Consider the following 17,589-nt stretch of genomic DNA (forward strand, 5'->3'; position numbering starts at 1 on the left):
GTCAGCTCGGGCGGTTCAGGTAGCCCCGCGCAACCCCTGCCCCGCCGATGTAAAGCTCCCCACCGCCCCGAACGGCACGGGCGCACCATGACCGTCCAGCAGATACACCCGCGTGTTGGCAATCGGACGGCCGATCGTCTCAACGACAGCCTCTCCCCTCGGCATGCAAATCCAGGTCGAGTACGTCGTCGTCTCCGAAGGAGCGTACAGATTACAGATCTTCTCTACGCCACTGCTCTCGAAGACCCTCTCGATCAGATCTGCCTTCAGCCGCTCACCCGCCAAATTGATGACGCTGGTCGAAGCCGGCACGGCTTGCTGGTCGACCAGAGCGGCGATCGCCGAGGGGACCGTGTTGATCAAGGAGACATCCAAGGGCGTCTGCGCCAGCGCCAGTGCATCCTCGACAAGATAAAGCGTGCTTCCTTGCGACAGCGGAACGAAGCACTCATAGACGGACAAATCAAAACTGATCGAGGTAGAAAACAGCGTGCGGCTGATCTCTGACTCCGCAAATACGCCGCTGCTCCAATGCAGCAGGTTGACGGTGCTGGCATGCTCGACCATGACGCCCTTTGGGGTTCCGGTTGAGCCTGAGGTGTAGATGACATAGGCGAGATGGCGTGGGTCAGGCCAAGGGCGCGGGTCCGGGTTCGAGGCCGGCAGTTCGGCCCAGGCCGGGGGCCGTCTCCAGATCGACCACCGTCAGATCGGCGAGCGCCTCCGGGCCGAGTGCGGCGCGTCCGGCCGCATCGCAAAGCAGCAGGTGCGGTGCGGCATCCTCGAGCACCTGCCGCAGCCGCGCCGACGGATAGGCCGGATCCAGCGGCAGATAGGCGCCGCCCGCCTTGAGGATCGCCAAAAGTCCCACCACCATCGCCGGGCTGCGCTCCAGGCAGATCGCCACCGGCTGATCCGGCTTCACACCCAGCGCAATCAGATGATGGGCCAGCCGGTTGGCCCGGGCGTTGAGCTCGCCATAGCTCAGGCGGTCGTCCTCATGGACGAGGGCGACGGCTTCGGGTGCGCGCCGGACCTGCTGCTCGAACAGCTCGTGGATGCACCGCTCCGACGGATAGGCCGCCGCCGTCCGGTTCAGATCCTCCAGCAGATAGCTGCGCTCGGCGGCCGGCAGGATATCGAGCTCGCGCACCGGCCTATTGGGGGCATGCTCCAGCGCCTCGGCCAATTGCTCGAGCACCTGCTGCATGTAGCCGCAGACCCGATCCGCAGACACGGGCTCCGCCACCTGCGCCGTCAGGCCGAGCGCCTCGCCAAAATCCTCCACCGACAGGGTCAGCGGATAGTTGGTGCGCTCCTCGCCGCCCAGCCATTCCATGCCGGACAGGAGATCATCCGCTTCGCAGGCGAGCGCCGGCGTGTTGTGACGGTAGTTCAACAGCGCGCTGAACAGCGGCGCCGGCGCCGCCACCCCGCTGCAGCGTTGCGCCAGCGCCAGCGAGGCATGCTCGTGCGCCAGCAGCTCGGAAAGCCGCGCATGGGTGGTCCGCACGCTCGCCTCGACCCCGGTCCCGTCGAGGTCGAGCCGCACAGGCAGGGTGTTGATGAACAGGCCCAGCGCCCGGTCGGCGCCCGCACCCGCATGCATGCGGCCGAACAGCACCGTGCCGAACACCACCTGCTCACGGCCGCTTGCACGCGCCACCACCTGCCCCCAGGCCAGATGGCAAAGGCTCGCCAGGCTTACCCCGAGCCGCCGCGCTTGTTGCCGCAGCCGATCGTTGAGCGCCTGCGGCAGCATCCGCCGCGCCTCGTGAGACCCGATGCCATCACCATAGACCTCGCTCAGCCCAAACGGCATGGTCGGCTCGTCGATGTCGGCCAACTGTTCCTGGAAGAACTCTTCATGCGCCTTGGCATCAACCCCCAGCCGCGCCTGCGCCACCAGATTGCGGAACGGCTGCGGTGCTGCCAGCTCATGCGCACGCCCGTCGAGCACGGCCCGCACCTCGGCATGCATCACTTCCAGCGTCGTGTGATCCCCGATCAGATGATGCTGCAGCTCCAGCAGCAGCCAGCGCCCGCTGCCCGGCTCGCGCGCGATCACAAACCGCAACAGCGGCGCCCGGCCAAGGTCGATGCGCTGCCGGCGTGGATCAAACCGGCGCCGGAGCTCATCGGCGCCGGAACCGTCACAGTCATCCAGCTCGACCTCGCTCACCTGTGCGGCGCACGCCGCCACACCACCTGGCCGGGCTCGACAGCCCCTCCCAGACAAAGGCGGTGCGCAGGATGTCGTGCCGATCCACCACCTGCTGAACCGCGCCAAGATAGCGGTCCAGCAGGCCACGCTCGGCGAACGCCATCTGCGAGACCAGCAGATATGGATCGCCCCGGCTGGCCAGCAGATGATGGAACAGGATGCCGTCCTGCAGCGGCGACAGGCCATAAATGTCCTGGATGTTGCCGACGCCGCCGGGAACCGTGGCGACGATCCGGTCGATCTCCTCCTGGGTCAGATCGATGAGCGGCAGCATCTGCGGCGTAATCGCCGTACTCTCCTCGGTGATCAGGTTGGCAGGCACCGCCACCTCGTGATGGCTGCCCAGGCTTGCGGCAGATCGGCCAGCACCGGCCTGGCGAACAGGGTGCGCACCTCCACCCCCAGCGACAGCCGCCGCAGCCGCTCCATCAATTGAACCGCCAGGAGCGAGTGGCCGCCGAGCTCGAAGAAGTGGTCGTGGCGTCCGACCCGCTCCAGCCCCAGAAGCTCGGCCCAGATCCCGGCCAGCGCCGTCTCGATCCCGCCTGCGGCGCCTCATAGGCGGCGCGCATAGGCGTCGTCGGCCGGCGCCGGCAGCCCCTTGCGGTCGAGCTTGCCGTTCGCCGTCAAGGGCAGCGCTTCGAGCCGCACGAACGCCGACGGCACCATGTAGTCCGGCAGCCGCCCGCCCAGATGCGCCCGCAAGGCGCCGGCCAGCCCGCTTCCATCGTCGTCGTCCGATCCGGCCTCGGGTCCACACACGACATAGGCGACAAGGTGCTTGTCGCCGGCGCGGTCCTGGCGCGCCACCACCGCCGCCTCGCGCACCCGGGCGTGCTCGCAAAGCCGTGCGGCGATCTCGCCCGGCTCGATGCGGAAGCCGCGGATCTTCACCTGGTCGTCGTTGCGGCCGAGGAACTCCAGATTGCCGTCCGGCAGATAGCGCCCCAGATCGCCGGTCCGGTACAGCCGCGCCCCTGCCTCATCGCTGAACGGATCGGCCAAAAACCGCTCGGCGGTCAGCTCGGGGCGGTTGAGGTAGCCACGCGCTACACCGGCACCCCCGATATACAACTCCCCGACCGCTCCATACGGAACCGGCGCACCATGTCCGTCCAGCAGATACACCCGCGTGTTGGCAATCGGACGGCCGATCGTCTCAACGACAGCCTCTCCCCTCGGCATGCAAATCCAGGTCGAGTACGTCGTCGTCTCCGAAGGAGCGTACAGATTACAGATCTTCTCTACGCCACTGCTCTCGAAGACCCTCTCGATCAGATCTGCCTTCAGCCGCTCACCCGCCAAATTGATCACGCTGGTCGAAGCCGGCACGGCTTGCTGGTCGACCAGAGCGGCGATCGCCGAGGGGACCGTGTTGATCAAGGAGACATCCAAGGGCGTCTGCGCCAGCGCCAGTGCATCCTCGACAAGATAAAGCGTGCTTCCTTGCGACAGCGGAACGAAGCACTCATAGACGGACAAATCAAAACTGATCGAGGTAGAAAACAGCGTGCGGCTGATCTCTGACTCCGCAAACACGCCGCTGCTCCAATGCAGCAGGTTGACGGTGCTGGCGTGCTCGACCATGACGCCCTTTGGGGTTCCGGTGGAGCCGGAGGTGTAGATGACATAGGCGAGATGGCGTGCGGTCAGGCCAAGGGCGCTCGGGTCCGGGTTCGAGGCGGGCAGTTCGGCCCAGGCCGGGGTCGCCGTCTCCAGATCGACCACCGTCAGATCGACAAGCGCCTCGGGGCCGAGTGCGGCGCGGCCGGCCGCGTCGCAAAGCAGCAGCCGCGGTGCGGCATCATCGAGGACCTGCCGCAGCCGCGCGCACGGATAGGCCGGGTCCAGCGGCAGATAGGCGCCGCCCGCCTTCAGGATCGCCAGCAGTCCCACCACCATCGACGGACTGCGCTCCAGGCAGATCGCCACACGGTCGTCCGGCCTGACCCCGAGCCCGATCAGATGATGGGCCAGCCGGTTGGCCTGGGCGTTGAGCTCGCCATAGCTCAGGCGCTCCTCCTCATGGACGAGGGCGACGGCTTCGGGTGCGCGCCGGACCTGCTGCTCGAACAGCTCGTGGATGCAGCGCTCCGACGGATAATCCGCCGCCGTCCGGTTCAGATCCTCCAGCAGATAGCTGCGTTCGGCGGCCGGCAGGATGTCGAGCTCGCGCACCGGCCTATTGGGGGCATGCTCCAGCGCCTCGGCCAGTTGCTCGAGCACCTGCTGCATGTAGCCGCAGACCCGATCCGCAGACACAGGCTCCACCACCTGCGCCGTCAGGCCGAGCGCCTCGCCAAAATCCTCCACCGACAGGGTCAGCGGATAGTTGGTGCGCTCCTCGCCGCCCAGCCATTCCATGCCGGACAGCCCATCCTCCGCTTCGCAGGCGAGCGCCGGCGTGTTGTGACGGTAGTTCAACAGCGCGCTGAACAGCGGCGCCGGCGCCGCCACCCCGCTGCAGCGTTGCGCCAGCGCCAGCGACGCATGCTCGTGCGCCAGCAGCTCGGAAAGCCGCGCATGGGTGGTCCGCACGCTCGCCTCGACCCCGGTCCCGTCGAGGTCGAGCCGCAATGGCAGGGTGTTGATGAACAGGCCCAGCGCCCGGTCGGCGCCCGCACCGGCATGCATGCGGCCGAACAGCACCGTGCCGAACACCACCTGCTCACGGCCGCTTGCACGCGCCACCACCTGCCCCCAGGCCAGATGGCAAAGGCTCGCCAGGCTTACCCCGAGCCGCCGCGCTTGTTGCCGCAGCCGATCGTTGAGCGCCTGCGGCAGCATCCGCCGCGCCTCGTGAGACCCGATGCCATCACCATAGACCTCGCTCAGCCCAAACGGCATGGTCGGCTCGTCGATGTCGGCCAACTGTTCCTGGAAGAACTCTTCATGCGCCTTGGCATCAACCCCCAGCCGCGCCTGCGCCACCAGATTGCGGAACGGCTGCGGCGCTGCCAGCTCATGCGCACGCCCGTCGAGCACGGCCCGCACCTCGGCATGCATCACTTCCAGCGTCGTGTGATCCCCGATCAGATGATGCTGCAGCTCCAGCAGCAGCCAGCGCCCGCTGCCCGGCTCGCGCGCGATCACAAACCGCAACAGCGGCGCCCGGCCAAGGTCGATGCGCTGCCGGCGTGGATCAAACCGGCGCCGGAGCTCCTCGGCGCCGGAACCGTCACAGTCATCCAGCTCGACCTCGCTCACCTGCAGCGGCGCTTTCCGCCAGACCACCTGGGCCGGGCTCGACAGCCCCTCCCAGACAAAGGCGGTGCGCAGGATGTCGTGCCGATCCACGACTTGCTGAACCGCCGCTAGATAGCGCTCCAGCAGACCCCGGTCGGCGAACGCCATCTGCGAGACCAGCAGATATGGATCGCCCCGGCTGGCCAGCAGATGATGGAACAGGATGCCGTCCTGCAGCGGCGACAGGCCATAAATGTCCTGGATGTTGCCGACGCCGCCGGGAACCGTGGCGACGATCCGGTCGATCTCCGGCTGGGCCAGCGCGATGAGCGGCAGCATCTGCGGCGTAATCGCCGTACTCTGCTTGGTGATCAGGTTGGCAGGCACCGCCACCTCGTGATGGCTGCCAAGGCTGGCGGCAAGATCGGCCAGCACCGGCCTGGCGAACAGGGTGCGCACCTCCACCCCGAGCGACAGCCGCCGCAGCCGCTCCATCAGCTGCACCGCCAGCAAGGAATGTCCGCCGAGCTCGAAGAAGTGGTCGTGGCGGCCGACCCGCTCGACCCCGAGAAGCTCCGCCCAGATGCCGGCCAGCATCGTCTCGATCTCGCCCTGCGGCGCCTCGTAGGTGCGGCGCACATAGGCGTCGTCCTCCGGCGAAGGCAGCCCCTTGCGGTCGAGCTTGCCGTTCGCCGTCAAGGGCAGCGCCTCGAGCCGCACGAACGCCGACGGCACCATGTAGTCCGGCAGCCGCCCGCCCAGATGCGCCCGCAAGGCGACGGCCAGCCCGCTTCCATCCTCGTCGTCCGATCCTGCCTCGGGTCCACACACGACATAGGCGACAAGGTGCTTGTCGCCGGCGCGGTCCTGGCGCGCCACCACCGCCGCCTCGCGCACCCGGGCGTGCTCGCAAAGCCGTGCGGCGATCTCGCCCGGCTCGATGCGGAAGCCGCGGATCTTCACCTGGTCGTCGTTGCGGCCGAGGAAACTCCAGATTGCCGTCCGGCAGATAACGCCCCAGGTCGCCGGTCCGGTACAGCCGGGCGCCTGCCTCATCGCTGAACGGATCGGCCAAAAACCGCTCGGCCGTCAGCTTGGGCCGGTTCAGGTAGCCCCGCGCAACCCCTGCCCCGCCGATGTAAAGCTCGCCCACCGCCCCGAACGGCACGGGCTGGGCAAACCGATCCAACAGATAGGCCACCGAATTGCGAATTGGTCGACCCAGCGGCACCCGTTGCCGGCCATCGAACTCAGCAGGCACCGGATAGCAAAGACTAAAGGTGGTGTTCTCTGTCGGGCCGTAGCCATTTGAGATTCGCAGCGTCGGATGTCGCTTCTGGCATGCCCTGATGGAAGCGATGGAGACCTCCTCGCCCCCGACCAGCAGTTGCTGTAGCCGATTGGTGCTCCGCCCCTCCGCGACATAGACGTCGAACAACCGGGCAGTCATCCAAGCGATGGTGACGCCTTGGTCCTGGATGATCTGGGCCAGCGTTGCGGTCGAGAGGTGACGTTCAGGATAGAGCACAACCCTGGCGCCGTTCGCCAAGGCACCCCAGACCTCGAACGTGGTCGCGTCGAATGTCGGCGAGGAGGCATTGAGAAAGATGTCCTGCGGCGAGATTTCGACGAAATCGTTGCCCGCCACCAGACGCACCAATCCCCGATGCTCGACCATGACGCCTTTGGGCGTTCCGGTGGAGCCTGAGGTGTAGATGACATAGGCGAGATGGCTGGGGGTCAGGCCAAGGGCGCGCGGGTCCGGGTTCGAGGCCGGCAGTTCGGCCCAGGCCGGGGTGGCCGTCTCCAGATCGATCACCGTCAGATCGACAAGCGCCTCCGGGCCGAGTGCGGCGCGTCCGACGGCATCGCAAAGCAGCAGGTGCGGTGCGGCATCCTCGAGCACCTGCCGCAGCCGCGCGCACGGATAGGCCGGGTCCAGCGGCAGATAGGCGCCGCCCGCCTTGAGGATCGCCAAAAGTCCCACCACCATCGCCGGGCTGCGCTCCAGGCAGATCGCCACCGGCTGATCCGGCTTCACACCCAGCGCAATCAGATGATGGGCCAGCCGGTTGGCCTGGGCGTTGAGCGCGCCATAGCTCAGCTCTTCGTCCTCATGGACGAGGGCGACGGCTTCGGGTGCGCGCCGGACCTGTTGCTCGAACAGCTCGTGGATGCAGCGCTCCGACGGATAGGCCGCCGCCGTCCGGTTCAGATCCTCCAGCAGATAGGTGCGCTCATCTGATGACAGCAGCTCGATGCGGCCGACCGGCTGGTCGGCATCGGCAACCATCGCCCGCAGCAGCGCCAGCAGATAACCACGCTGCCGCTCGATCGTCGCCTGATCGAACAGCGCCGTCGCATAGCCGAACGTTCCGGCGATCTCCTCACCACGCTCGCCAAGGCTCAGCTCCAGATCGAACTTGACCTGATCGAGCCCCTCGCCCGCAGCCTCCACGTTCAGCCCGGCAAGGTCGAACGACCCGACGGCGTTGTTCTGCCAGGCCAACATCACCTGGAACAGCGGCGTGTGATCAAGATGCCGGGGCGGCTTGACGATCTCCACCACCTGTTCGAACGGCAGGTCCTGATGCTCCTGCGCAGCCAGGGCCGTGCGCCGCGTCCGTTCCAGAAGCTCCGACACATCAGGTTCGCCCGACAGGTCGACCCGAAGCGCCAGGGTGTTGACGAAGAAGCCTATCAACTCTTCGATCTCGCCCCGGCCGCGATTGGCGCTCGGCACGCCGATCACAAGGTCGTCCTGCCCCGACAGACGCGACAGCACCGCCGCCCAGGCCGCCAGCACCGTCATGAACAACGTCGTGCCATGCTGCCGGCTCAGCCGCTTCAGACCCCGCGTCAGATCCTGGTCGATGACAACAGGCACACTGGCCCCGGCAAACGACTGCTGGGCCGGACGCGCACGGTCCGTCGGCAAGGCAAGACGGGCCGGAGCGCCGGCCAGGGCGTCGCGCCAATACTGCGCCTGGCGCTGCAGCCGTTCCCCCGACAGCCATTGCCGTTGCCAGGCGGCATAATCCGGGTACTGGATCGCCAGCGGCGGCAAAGGATCGTCCTCTCCAGCCTCGAACGCCCGGTAAAGCTGACTGAGTTCACGCACCAGCACGCCCATCGACCAGCCGTCCGAGACGATATGATGCTGGGTCAACAGGAAGACGTGTTCCGCATCCGACATCCGGATCAGCCGCCCGCGGATCAGCGGCCCGCGCGCAAGATCGAATGGCGTGCGCGCCTCTTCATGGCACAGATCCAGAAGCGCCGCCTCTGCATCCGGCCGGCCCGCAGATCGTGCTCGAGCACCGGCAACCCCGCATCCGGCGGCAGAACCTCAACCCGGGGCTTGCCCTCCGGTGCGACAAAGACACTGCGCAGCGCCTCGTGACGGGCAAACAAATGGTCAAGGCTGCGCTGCCAGGCGGTGCGGTCGAGCCCACCACGCAGCCGCAAGGCCAGCGGAATGTGATAGTTTGTGCTGCCCTCGTCCAGCTGCGCCAAAAACCATAGCCGCTGCTGCGCAAACGACAGCACAAGCGGCTCATGACGCGACACGGCCGCAATCGCCGGCAGCTCTTGCGGACCGGCGCGGCTCAACGCCTCGACGATGCTTGCCGCCAGATCGGAAAGCACCGGCCTGGCAAACAGCCTCGTCAGCGGCAGCGCGACGCCAACAGCCTGCGACAGCCGGCTCGAGAGCTGCACCGCCAGCAAGGGTGGCCGCCGAGCTCGAAGAAGTGGTCGTGGCGTCCGACCCGCTCCAGCCCCAGAAGCTCGGCCCAGATCCCGGCCAGCGCCGTCTCGATCTCGCCCTGCGGCGCCTCATAGCTGCGGCGCGCATAGGCGTCGTCGGCCGGCGCCGGCAGCCCCTTGCGGTCGAGCTTGCCGTTCGCCGTCAAGGGCAGCGCTTCGAGCCGCACGAACGCCGACGGCACCATGTAGTCCGGCAGCCGCCCGCTCAGATGCGCCCGCAAGGCGCCGGCCAGCCCGCCTCCATCGTCGTCGTCCGATCCTGCCTCGGGTCCACACACGACATAGGCGACAAGGTGCTTGTCGCCGGCGCGGTCCTGGCGCGCCACCACCGCCGCCTCGCGCACCCGGGCGTGCTCGCAAAGCCGTGCGGCGATCTCGCCCGGCTCGATGCGGAAGCCGCGGATCTTCACCTGGTCGTCGTTGCGGCCGAGGAACTCCAGATTGCCGTCCGGCAGATAGCGCCCCAGGTCGCCGGTCCGGTACAGCCGATCGCCGTCGACAAAGGGACTGGCGATGAACCGCTCGGCCGTCAGCTCGGGGCGGTTGAGGTAGCCCCGCGCAACGCCTGCCCCGCCGATGTAAAGCTCGCCCACCGCCCCGAACGGCACGGGCGCACCATGACCGTCCAGCAGATACACCCGCGTGTTGGCAATCGGACGGCCGATCGTCTCAACGACAGCCTCTCCCCTCGGCATGCAAATCCAGGTCGAGTACGTCGTCGTCTCCGAAGGAGCGTACAGATTACAGATCTTCTCTACGCCACTGCTCTCGAAGACCCTCTCGATCAGATCTGCCTTCAGCCGCTCACCCGCCAAATTGATGACGCTGGTCGAAGCCGGCACGGCTTGCTGGTCGACCAGAGCGGCGATCGCCGAGGGGACCGTGTTGATCAAGGAGACATCCAAGGGCGTCTGCGCCAGCGCCAGTGCATCCTCGACAAGATAAAGCGTGCTTCCTTGCGACAGCGGAACGAAGCACTCATAGACGGACAAATCAAAACTGATCGAGGTAGAAAACAGCGTGCGGCTGATCTCTGACTCCGCAAACACGCCGCGGCTCCAATGCAGCAGGTTGACGGTGCTGGCATGCTCGACCATGACGCCCTTTGGGGTTCCGGTGGAGCCTGAGGTGTAGATGACATAGGCGAGATGGCTGGGGTCAGGCCAAGGGCGCTCGGGTCTGGGTCCGAGGCCGGCAGTTCGGCCCAGGCCGGGGTCGCCGTCTCCAGATCGACCACCGTCAGATAGGCGAGCGCCTCGGGGCCGAGTGCGGCGCGGCCGGCCGCATCGCAAAGCAGCAGGTGCGGTGCGGCATCGTCGACAACCTGCCGCAGCCGCGCCGACGGATAGGCCGGGTCCAGCGGCAGATAGGCGCCGCCCGCCTTGAGGATCGCCAGCAGTCCCACCACCATCGCCGGGCTGCGCTCCAGGCAGATCGCCACCGGCTGGTCCGGCTTCACACCCAGCGCAATCAGATGATGGGCCAGCCGGTTGGCCCGGGCGTTGAGCTCGCCATAGCTCGACTGCTCTTCGAAGACCACCGCCACCGCCTCCGGCGCCTTTTGCACCTGCTGCTCGAACAGCTCGTGGATGCACCGCTCCGACGGATAGGCCGCCGCCGTCCGGTTCAGATCCTCCAGCAGATAGCTGCGCTCGGCGGCCGGCAGGATGTCGAGCTCGCGCACCGGCCTATTAGGGGCATGCTCCAGCGCCTCGGCCAATTGCTCGAGCACCTGCTGCATGTAGCCGCAGACCCGATCCGCAGACACGGGCTCCACCACCTGCGCCGTCAGGCCGAGCGCCTCGCCAAAATCCTCCACCGACAGGGTCAGCGGATAGTTGGTGCGTTCCTCGCCGCCCAGCCATTCCACGCCGACAGGACATCGTCCGTTCCGGAGCGGACATGGCCGCCGGCGTGTTGTGACGGTAGTTCAACAGCGCGCTGAACAGCGGCGCCGGCGCCGCAACCCCGCTGCAGCGTTGCGCCAGCGCCAGCGAGGCATGCTCGTGCGCCAGCAGCTCGGAAAGCCGCGCATGGGTGGTCCGCACGCTCGCCTCGACCCCGGTCCCGTCGAGGTCGAGCCGCACAGGCAGGGTGTTGATGAACAGGCCCAGCGCCCGGTCGGCGCCCGCACCCGCATGCATGCGGCCGAACAGCACCGTGCCGAACACCACCTGCTCACGGCCGCTTGCACGCGCCACCACCTGCCCCCAGGCCAGATGGCAAAGGCTCGCCAGGCTTACCCCGAGCCGCCGCGCTTGTTGCCGCAGCCGATCGTTGAGCGCCTGCGGCAGCATCCGCCGTGCCTCGTGACCCGATGCCGTCGCCGCGCACCTCGCTCAGCCCAAACGGCATGGTCGGCTCGTCGATGTCGGCCAACTGTTCCTGGAAGAACTCTTCATGCGCCTTGGCATCAACCCCCAGCCGCGCCTGCGCCACCAGATTGCGGAACGGCTGCGGCGCTGCCAGCTCATGCGCACGCCCGTCGAGCACGGCCCGCACCTCGGCATGCATCACTTCCAGCGTCGTGTGATCCCCGATCAGATGATGCTGCAGCTCCAGCAGCAGCCAGCGCCCGCTGCCCGGCTCGCGCGCGATCACAAACCGCAACAGCGGCGCCCGGCCAAGGTCGATGCGCTGCCGGCGTGGATCAAACCGGCGCCGGAGCTCCTCGGCGCCGGAACCGTCACAGTCATCCAGCTCGACCTCGCTCACCTGCAGCGGCGCTTTCCGCCAGACCACCTGGGCCGGGCTCGACAGCCCCTCCCAGACAAAGGCGGTGCGCAGGATGTCGTGCCGATCCACGACTTGCTGAACCGCCGCTAGATAGCGCTCCAGCAGACCCCGGTCGGCGAACGCCATCTGCGAGACCAGCAGATATGGATCGCCCCGGCTGGCCAGCAGATGATGGAACAGGATGCCGTCCTGCAGCGGCGACAGGCCATAAATGTCCTGGATGTTGCCGACGCCGCCGGGAACCGTGGCGACGATCCGGTCGATCTCCTCCTGGGTCAGATCGATGAGCGGCAGCATCTGCGGCGTAATCGCCGTACTCTCCTCGGTGATCAGGTTGGCAGGCACCGCCACCTCGTGATGGCTGCCCAGGCTTGCGGCCAGATCGGCCAGCACCGGCCTGGCGAACAGGGTGCGCACCTCCACCCCCAGCGACAGCCGCCGCAGCCGCTCCATCAATTGAACCGCCAGCAAGGAATGGCCGCCGAGCTCGAAGAAGTGGTCGTGGCGTCCGACCCGCTCCAGCCCCAGAGCTCGGCCCAGATCCCGGCCAGCGCCGTCTCGATCTCGCCTGCGGCGCCTCATAGCTGCGGCGCGCATAGGCGTCGTCGGCCGGCGCCGGCAGCCCCTTGCGGTCGAGCTTGCCGTTCGCCGTCAACGGCAGCGCCTCCAACCGCACGAACGCCGACGGCACCATGTAGTCCGGCAGCCGCCCGCCCAGATGCGCCCGCAAGGCGACGGCCAGCCCGCTTCCATCCTCGTCGTCCGATCCGGCCTCGGGTCCACACACGACATAGGCGACAAGGTGCTTGTCGCCGGCGCGGTCCTGGCGCGCCACCACCACCGCCTCGCGCACCCGGGCGTGCTCGCAAAGCCGTGCGGCGATCTCGCCCGGCTCGATGCGGAAGCCGCGGATCTTCACCTGGTCGTCGTTGCGGCCCAGAAACTCCAGATTGCCGTCCGGCAGATAGCGCCCCAGGTCGCCGGTCCGGTACAGCCGGGCGCCTGCCTCATCGCTGAACGGATCGGCCAGGAAACGCTCCGCCGTCAGCTCGGGACGGTTCAGGTAGCCCCGCGCAACGCCTGCCCCGCCGATGTAAAGCTCACCCGCCGCCCCGAACGGCACGGGCGCACCATGACCGTCCAGCAGATACACCCGCGTGTTGGCAATCGGACGGCCGATCGTCTCAACGACAGCCTCTCCCCTCGGCATGCAAATCCAGGTCGAGTACGTCGTCGTTTCCGAAGGAGCGTACAGATTACAGATCTTCTCTACGCCACTGCTCTCGAAGACCCTCTCGATCAGATCTGCCTTCAGCCGCTCACCCGCCAAATTGATCACGCTGGTCGAAGCCGGCACGGCTTGCTGGTCGACCAGAGCGGCGATCGCCGAGGGGACCGTGTTGATCAAGGAGACATCCAAGGGCGTCTGCGCCAGCGCCAGTGCATCCTCGACAAGATAAAGCGTGCTTCCTTGCGACAGCGGAACGAAGCACTCATAGACGGACAAATCAAAACTGATCGAGGTAGAAAACAGCGTGCGGCTGATCTCTGACTCCGCAAACACGCCGCCGCTGCTCCAATGCAGCAGGTTGACGGTGCTGGCGTGCTCGACCATGACGCCCTTTGGGGTTCCGGTGGAGCCGGAGGTGTAGATGACATAGGCGAGATGGCGTGCGGTCAGGCCAAGGGCGCTCGGGTCCGGGTTCGAGGCCGGCAGTTCGGCCCAGGCCGGGGTCGCCGTCTCCAGATCGATCACCGTCAGATCGACAAGCGCCTCCGGGCCGAGTGCGGCGCGTCCGGCCGCATCGCAAAGCAGCAGGTGCGGTGCGGCATCCTCGAGCACCTGCCGCAGCCGCGCCGACGGATAGGCCGGATCCAGCGGCAGATAGGCGCCGCCCGCCTTGAGGATCGCCAAAAGTCCCACCACCATCGCCGGGCTGCGCTCCAGGCAGATCGCCACCGGCTGATCCGGCTTCACACCCAGCGCAATCAGATGATGGGCCAGCCGGTTGGCCCGGGCGTTGAGCTCGCCATAGCTCAGGCGGTCGTCCTCATGGACGAGGGCGACGGCTTCGGGTGCGCGCCGGACCTGCTGCTCGAACAGCTCGTGGATGCACCGCTCCGACGGATAGGCCGCCGCCGTCCGGTTCAGATCCTCCAGCAGATAGCTGCGTTCGGCGGCCGGCAGGATATCGAGCTCGCGCACCGGCCTATTGGGGGCATGCTCCAGCGCCTCGGCCAGTTGCTCGAGCACCTGCTGCATGTAGCCGCAGACCCGATCCGCAGACACGGGCTCCGCCACCTGCGCCGTCAGGCCGAGCGCCTCGCCAAAATCCTCCACCGACAGGGTCAGCGGATAGTTGGTGCGCTCCTCGCCGCCCAGCCATTCCATGCCGGACAGGAGATCATCCGCTTCGCAGGCGAGCGCCGGCGTGTTGTGACGGTAGTTCAACAGCGCGCTGAACAGCGGCGCCGGCGCCGCCACCCCGCTGCAGCGTTGCGCCAGCGCCAGCGAGGCATGCTCGTGCGCCAGCAGCTCGGAAAGCCGCGCATGGGTGGTCCGCACGCTCGCCTCGACCCCGGTCCCGTCGAGGTCGAGCCGCACAGGCAGGGTGTTGATGAACAGGCCCAGCGCCCGGTCGGCGCCCGCACCCGCATGCATGCGGCCGAACAGCACCGTGCCGAACACCACCTGCTCACGGCCGCTTGCACGCGCCACCACCTGCCCCCAGGCCAGATGGCAAAGGCTCGCCAGGCTTACCCCGAGCCGCCGCGCTTGTTGCCGCAGCCGATCGTTGAGCGCCTGCGGCAGCATCCGCCGTGCCTCGCCGACCCCACTGCCGTCGCCGCGCACCTCGCTCAGCCCAAACGGCATGGTCGGCTCGTCGATGTCGGCCAACTGTTCCTGGAAGAACTCTTCATGCGCCTTGGCATCAACCCCCAGCCGCGCCTGCGCCACCAGATTGCGGAACGGCTGCGGCGCTGCCAGCTCATGCGCACGCCCGTCGAGCACGGCCCGCACCTCGGCATGCATCACTTCCAGCGTCGTGTGATCCCCGATCAGATGATGCTGCAGCTCCAGCAGCAGCCAGCGCCCGCTGCCCGGCTCGCGCGCGATCACAAACCGCAACAGCGGCGCCCGGCCAAGGTCGATGCGCTGCCGGCGTGGATCAAACCGGCGCCGGAGCTCCTCGGCGCCGGAACCGTCACAGTCATCCAGCTCGACCTCGCTCACCTGCAGCGGCGCTTTCCGCCAGACCACCTGGGCCGGGCTCGACAGCCCCTCCCAGACAAAGGCGGTGCGCAGGATGTCGTGCCGATCCACGACTTGCTGAACCGCCGCTAGATAGCGCTCCAGCAGACCCCGGTCGGCGAACGCCATCTGCGAGACCAGCAGATATGGATCGCCCCGGCTGGCCAGCAGATGATGGAACAGGATGCCGTCCTGCAGCGGCGACAGGCCATAAATGTCCTGGATGTTGCCGACGCCGCCGGGAACCGTGGCGACGATCCGGTCGATCTCCTCCTGGGTCAGATCGATGAGCGGCAGCATCTGCGGCGTAATCGCCGTACTCTCCGGTGATCAGGTTGGCAGGCACCGCCACCTCGTGATGGCTGCCCAGGCTTGCGGCGAGATCGGCCAGCACCGGCCTGGCGAACAGGGTGCGCACCTCCACCCCCAGCGACAGCCGCCGCAGCCGCTCCATCAATTGAACCGCCAGGAGCGAGTGGCCGCCGAGTTCGAAGAAGTGGTCGTGGCGTCCGACCCGCTCGACACCGAGAGCTCGGCCCAGATCCCGGCCAGCGCCGTCTCGATCTCGCCCTGCGGCGCCTCATAGCTGCGGCGCGCATAGGCGTCGTCGGCCGGCGCCGGCAGCCCCTTGCGGTCGAGCTTGCCGTTCGCCGTCAAGGGCAGCGCCTCGAGCCGCACGAACGCCGACGGCACCATGTAGTCCGGCAGCCGCCCGCCCAGATGCGCCCGCAAGGCGACGGCCAGCCCGCTTCCATCGTCGTCGTCCGATCCGGCCTCGGGTCCACACACGACATAGGCGACAAGGTGCTTGTCGCCGGCGCGGTCCTGGCGCGCCACCACCGCCGCCTCGCGCACCCGGGCGTGCTCGCAAAGCCGTGCGGCGATCTCGCCCGGCTCGATGCGGAAGCCGCGGATCTTCACCTGGTCGTCGTTGCGGCCGAGGAACTCCAGATTGCCGTCCGGCAGATAGCGCCCCAGGTCGCCGGTCCGGTACAGCCGATCGCCGTCACAAAGGCTGGCATGAACCGCTCGCCGTCAGCTCGGGCGGTTCAGGTAGCCCCGCGCAACCCTGCCCCGCCGATGTAAAGCTCGCCCACCGCCCCGAACGGCACGGGCGCACCATGACCGTCCAGCAGATACACCCGCGTGTTGGCAATCGGACGGCCGATCGTCTCAACGACAGCCTCTCCCCTCGGCATGCAAATCCAGGTCGAGTACGTCGTCGTCTCCGAAGGAGCGTACAGATTACAGATCTTCTCTACGCCACTGCTCTCGAAGACCCTCTCGATCAGATCTGCCTTCAGCCGCTCACCCGCCAAATTGATGACGCTGGTCGAAGCCGGCACGGCTTGCTGGTCGACCAGAGCGGCGATCGCCGAGGGGACCGTGTTGATCAAGGAGACATCCAAGGGCGTCTGCGCCAGCGCCAGTGCATCCTCGACAAGATAAAGCGTGCTTCCTTGCGACAGCGGAACGAAGCACTCATAGACGGACAAATCAAAACTGATCGAGGTAGAAAACAGCGTGCGGCTGATCTCTGACTCCGCAAATACGCCGCTGCTCCAATGCAGCAGGTTGACGGTGCTGGCATGCTCGACCATGACGCCCTTTGGGGTTCCGGTTGAGCCTGAGGTGTAGATGACATAGGCGAGATGGCGTGTGGTCAGGCCAAGGGCGCGCGGGTCCGGGTTCGAGGCCGGCAGTTCGGCCCAGGCCGGGGTGGCCGTCTCCAGATCGACCACCGTCAGATCGGCGAGCGCCTCCGGGCCGAGTGCGGCGCGTCCGGCCGCATCGCAAAGCAGCAGGTGCGGTGCGGCATCCTCGAGCACCTGCCGCAGCCGCGCCGACGGATAGGCCGGATCCAGCGGCAGATAGGCGCCGCCCGCCTTGAGGATCGCCAAAAGTCCCACCACCATCGCCGGGCTGCGCTCCAGGCAGATCGCCACCGGCTGATCCGGCTTCACACCCAGCGCAATCAGATGATGGGCCAGCCGGTTGGCCCGGGCGTTGAGCTCGCCATAGCTCAGGCGGTCGTCCTCATGGACCAGCGACGCTTCGGGTGCGCGCCGGACCTGCTGCTCGAACAGCTCGTGGATGCACCGCTCCGACGGATAGGCCGCCGCCGTCCGGTTCAGATCCTCCAGCAGATAGCTGCGCTCGGCGGCCGGCAGGATGTCGAGCTCGCGCACCGGCCTATTGGGGGCATGCTCCAGCGCCTCGGCCAATTGCTCGAGCACCTGCTGCATGTAGCCGCAGACCCGATCCGCAGACACGGGCTCCGCCACCTGCGCCGTCAGGCCGAGCGCCTCGCCAAAATCCTCCACCGACAGGGTCAGCGGATAGTTGGTGCGCTCCTCGCCGCCCAGCCATTCCATGCCGGACAGGATCATCCGCTTCGCAGGCGAGCGCCGGCGTGTTGTGA

General features: G+C 67.4%; 10 protein-coding genes and 7 pseudogenes. All 17 read right to left on the minus strand.

The window, feature by feature from the left end:
- Window positions 1-15: 15 nt before the first annotated feature.
- Window positions 16-696 carry an AMP-binding protein gene (locus ISN39_RS38205; protein ID WP_348652026.1) on the minus strand — a complete coding sequence of 227 codons (681 nt, stop codon included), beginning with the start codon at window positions 694-696 and terminating at the stop codon, window positions 16-18.
- Window positions 629-2,182 (minus strand): AMP-binding protein, encoded by a 1,554-nt coding sequence (locus tag ISN39_RS37740; RefSeq protein ID WP_194732192.1) that lies wholly within the window; start codon window positions 2,180-2,182, stop codon window positions 629-631. Before ISN39_RS37740 ends, ISN39_RS38205 begins: the two co-directional genes overlap by 68 nt.
- A complete protein-coding gene (locus ISN39_RS33155) occupies window positions 2,160-2,546 on the minus strand; it encodes a condensation domain-containing protein (RefSeq protein WP_194732193.1) in 387 nt (128 codons plus the stop codon). Before ISN39_RS33155 ends, ISN39_RS37740 begins: the two co-directional genes overlap by 23 nt.
- The gene (locus ISN39_RS38210) at window positions 2,531-2,764 is read right to left on the minus strand and encodes a phosphopantetheine-binding protein (RefSeq protein WP_348652027.1); all 234 of its coding nucleotides are present in this window, start codon (window positions 2,762-2,764) and stop codon (window positions 2,531-2,533) included. The genes ISN39_RS33155 and ISN39_RS38210 overlap by 16 nt, the downstream gene beginning before the upstream one ends.
- A 15-nt stretch (window positions 2,765-2,779) precedes the next feature.
- Complete coding sequence (locus ISN39_RS38215; RefSeq protein WP_246763579.1) at window positions 2,780-6,109, minus strand: amino acid adenylation domain-containing protein; 3,330 nt, start codon at window positions 6,107-6,109, stop codon at window positions 2,780-2,782.
- Window positions 6,110-6,151: 42 nt separating this feature from the next.
- A pseudogene (locus ISN39_RS38220) lies at window positions 6,152-6,466 on the minus strand (hypothetical protein); the annotation flags it as partial.
- Window positions 6,456-7,703: pseudogene (locus ISN39_RS38225) on the minus strand (amino acid adenylation domain-containing protein); the annotation flags it as partial. The pseudogenes ISN39_RS38220 and ISN39_RS38225, both read right to left, overlap by 11 nt.
- Window positions 7,695-8,684 (minus strand): annotated as a pseudogene (locus ISN39_RS38230) (condensation domain-containing protein); the annotation flags it as partial. The pseudogenes ISN39_RS38225 and ISN39_RS38230, both read right to left, overlap by 9 nt.
- Entirely contained in the window at window positions 8,627-9,130 is a 504-nt protein-coding gene (locus ISN39_RS38235; protein ID WP_348652028.1) for a condensation domain-containing protein, read from the minus strand. The gene ISN39_RS38235 and the pseudogene ISN39_RS38230, both read right to left, overlap by 58 nt.
- Complete coding sequence (locus tag ISN39_RS38240) at window positions 9,079-10,470, minus strand: amino acid adenylation domain-containing protein (protein ID WP_348652018.1); 1,392 nt, start codon at window positions 10,468-10,470, stop codon at window positions 9,079-9,081. The genes ISN39_RS38235 and ISN39_RS38240 overlap by 52 nt, the downstream gene beginning before the upstream one ends.
- Window positions 10,446-10,919, minus strand: a pseudogene (locus tag ISN39_RS38245) (AMP-binding protein); the annotation flags it as partial. The gene ISN39_RS38240 and the pseudogene ISN39_RS38245, both read right to left, overlap by 25 nt.
- Window positions 10,870-11,475: a condensation domain-containing protein gene (locus ISN39_RS38250; protein WP_194732194.1), complete on the minus strand. Its 606-nt coding sequence runs from the start codon at window positions 11,473-11,475 to the stop codon at window positions 10,870-10,872. The gene ISN39_RS38250 and the pseudogene ISN39_RS38245, both read right to left, overlap by 50 nt.
- Entirely contained in the window at window positions 11,357-12,511 is a 1,155-nt protein-coding gene (locus tag ISN39_RS38255; protein WP_348652029.1) for a condensation domain-containing protein, read from the minus strand. The genes ISN39_RS38250 and ISN39_RS38255 overlap by 119 nt, the downstream gene beginning before the upstream one ends.
- Before the next feature lie 100 nt (window positions 12,512-12,611).
- A pseudogene (locus ISN39_RS38260) lies at window positions 12,612-15,467 on the minus strand (amino acid adenylation domain-containing protein); the annotation flags it as partial.
- A 133-nt stretch (window positions 15,468-15,600) separates the two neighbouring features.
- A pseudogene (locus ISN39_RS38265) lies at window positions 15,601-15,708 on the minus strand (phosphopantetheine-binding protein); the annotation flags it as partial.
- Window positions 15,709-15,866: 158 nt separating this feature from the next.
- Window positions 15,867-16,088, minus strand: a pseudogene (locus ISN39_RS38270) (hypothetical protein); the annotation flags it as partial.
- A gap of 128 nt (window positions 16,089-16,216) precedes the next feature.
- Window positions 16,217-17,557 carry an AMP-binding protein gene (locus ISN39_RS33185; protein WP_194732198.1) on the minus strand — a complete coding sequence of 447 codons (1,341 nt, stop codon included), beginning with the start codon at window positions 17,555-17,557 and terminating at the stop codon, window positions 16,217-16,219.
- Between the last annotated feature and the right edge of the window lie 32 nt (window positions 17,558-17,589).

Source organism: Rhizobium sp. 007 (assembly GCF_015353075.1).
GTDB lineage: Bacteria > Pseudomonadota > Alphaproteobacteria > Rhizobiales > Rhizobiaceae > Rhizobium.

Excerpts from the sequence above, each read along its gene's own strand:
- ISN39_RS38250 (WP_194732194.1), bottom strand. The coding sequence starts at position 11,475 with ATGCTGCCGCAGGCGCTCAACGATCGGCTGCGGCAACAAGCGCGGCGG.
- ISN39_RS38255 (WP_348652029.1), bottom strand. The coding sequence starts at position 12,511 with ATGCGCGCCGCAGCTATGAGGCGCCGCAGGCGAGATCGAGACGGCGCT.
- ISN39_RS33185 (WP_194732198.1), bottom strand. The coding sequence starts at position 17,557 with ATGATCCTGTCCGGCATGGAATGGCTGGGCGGCGAGGAGCGCACCAAC.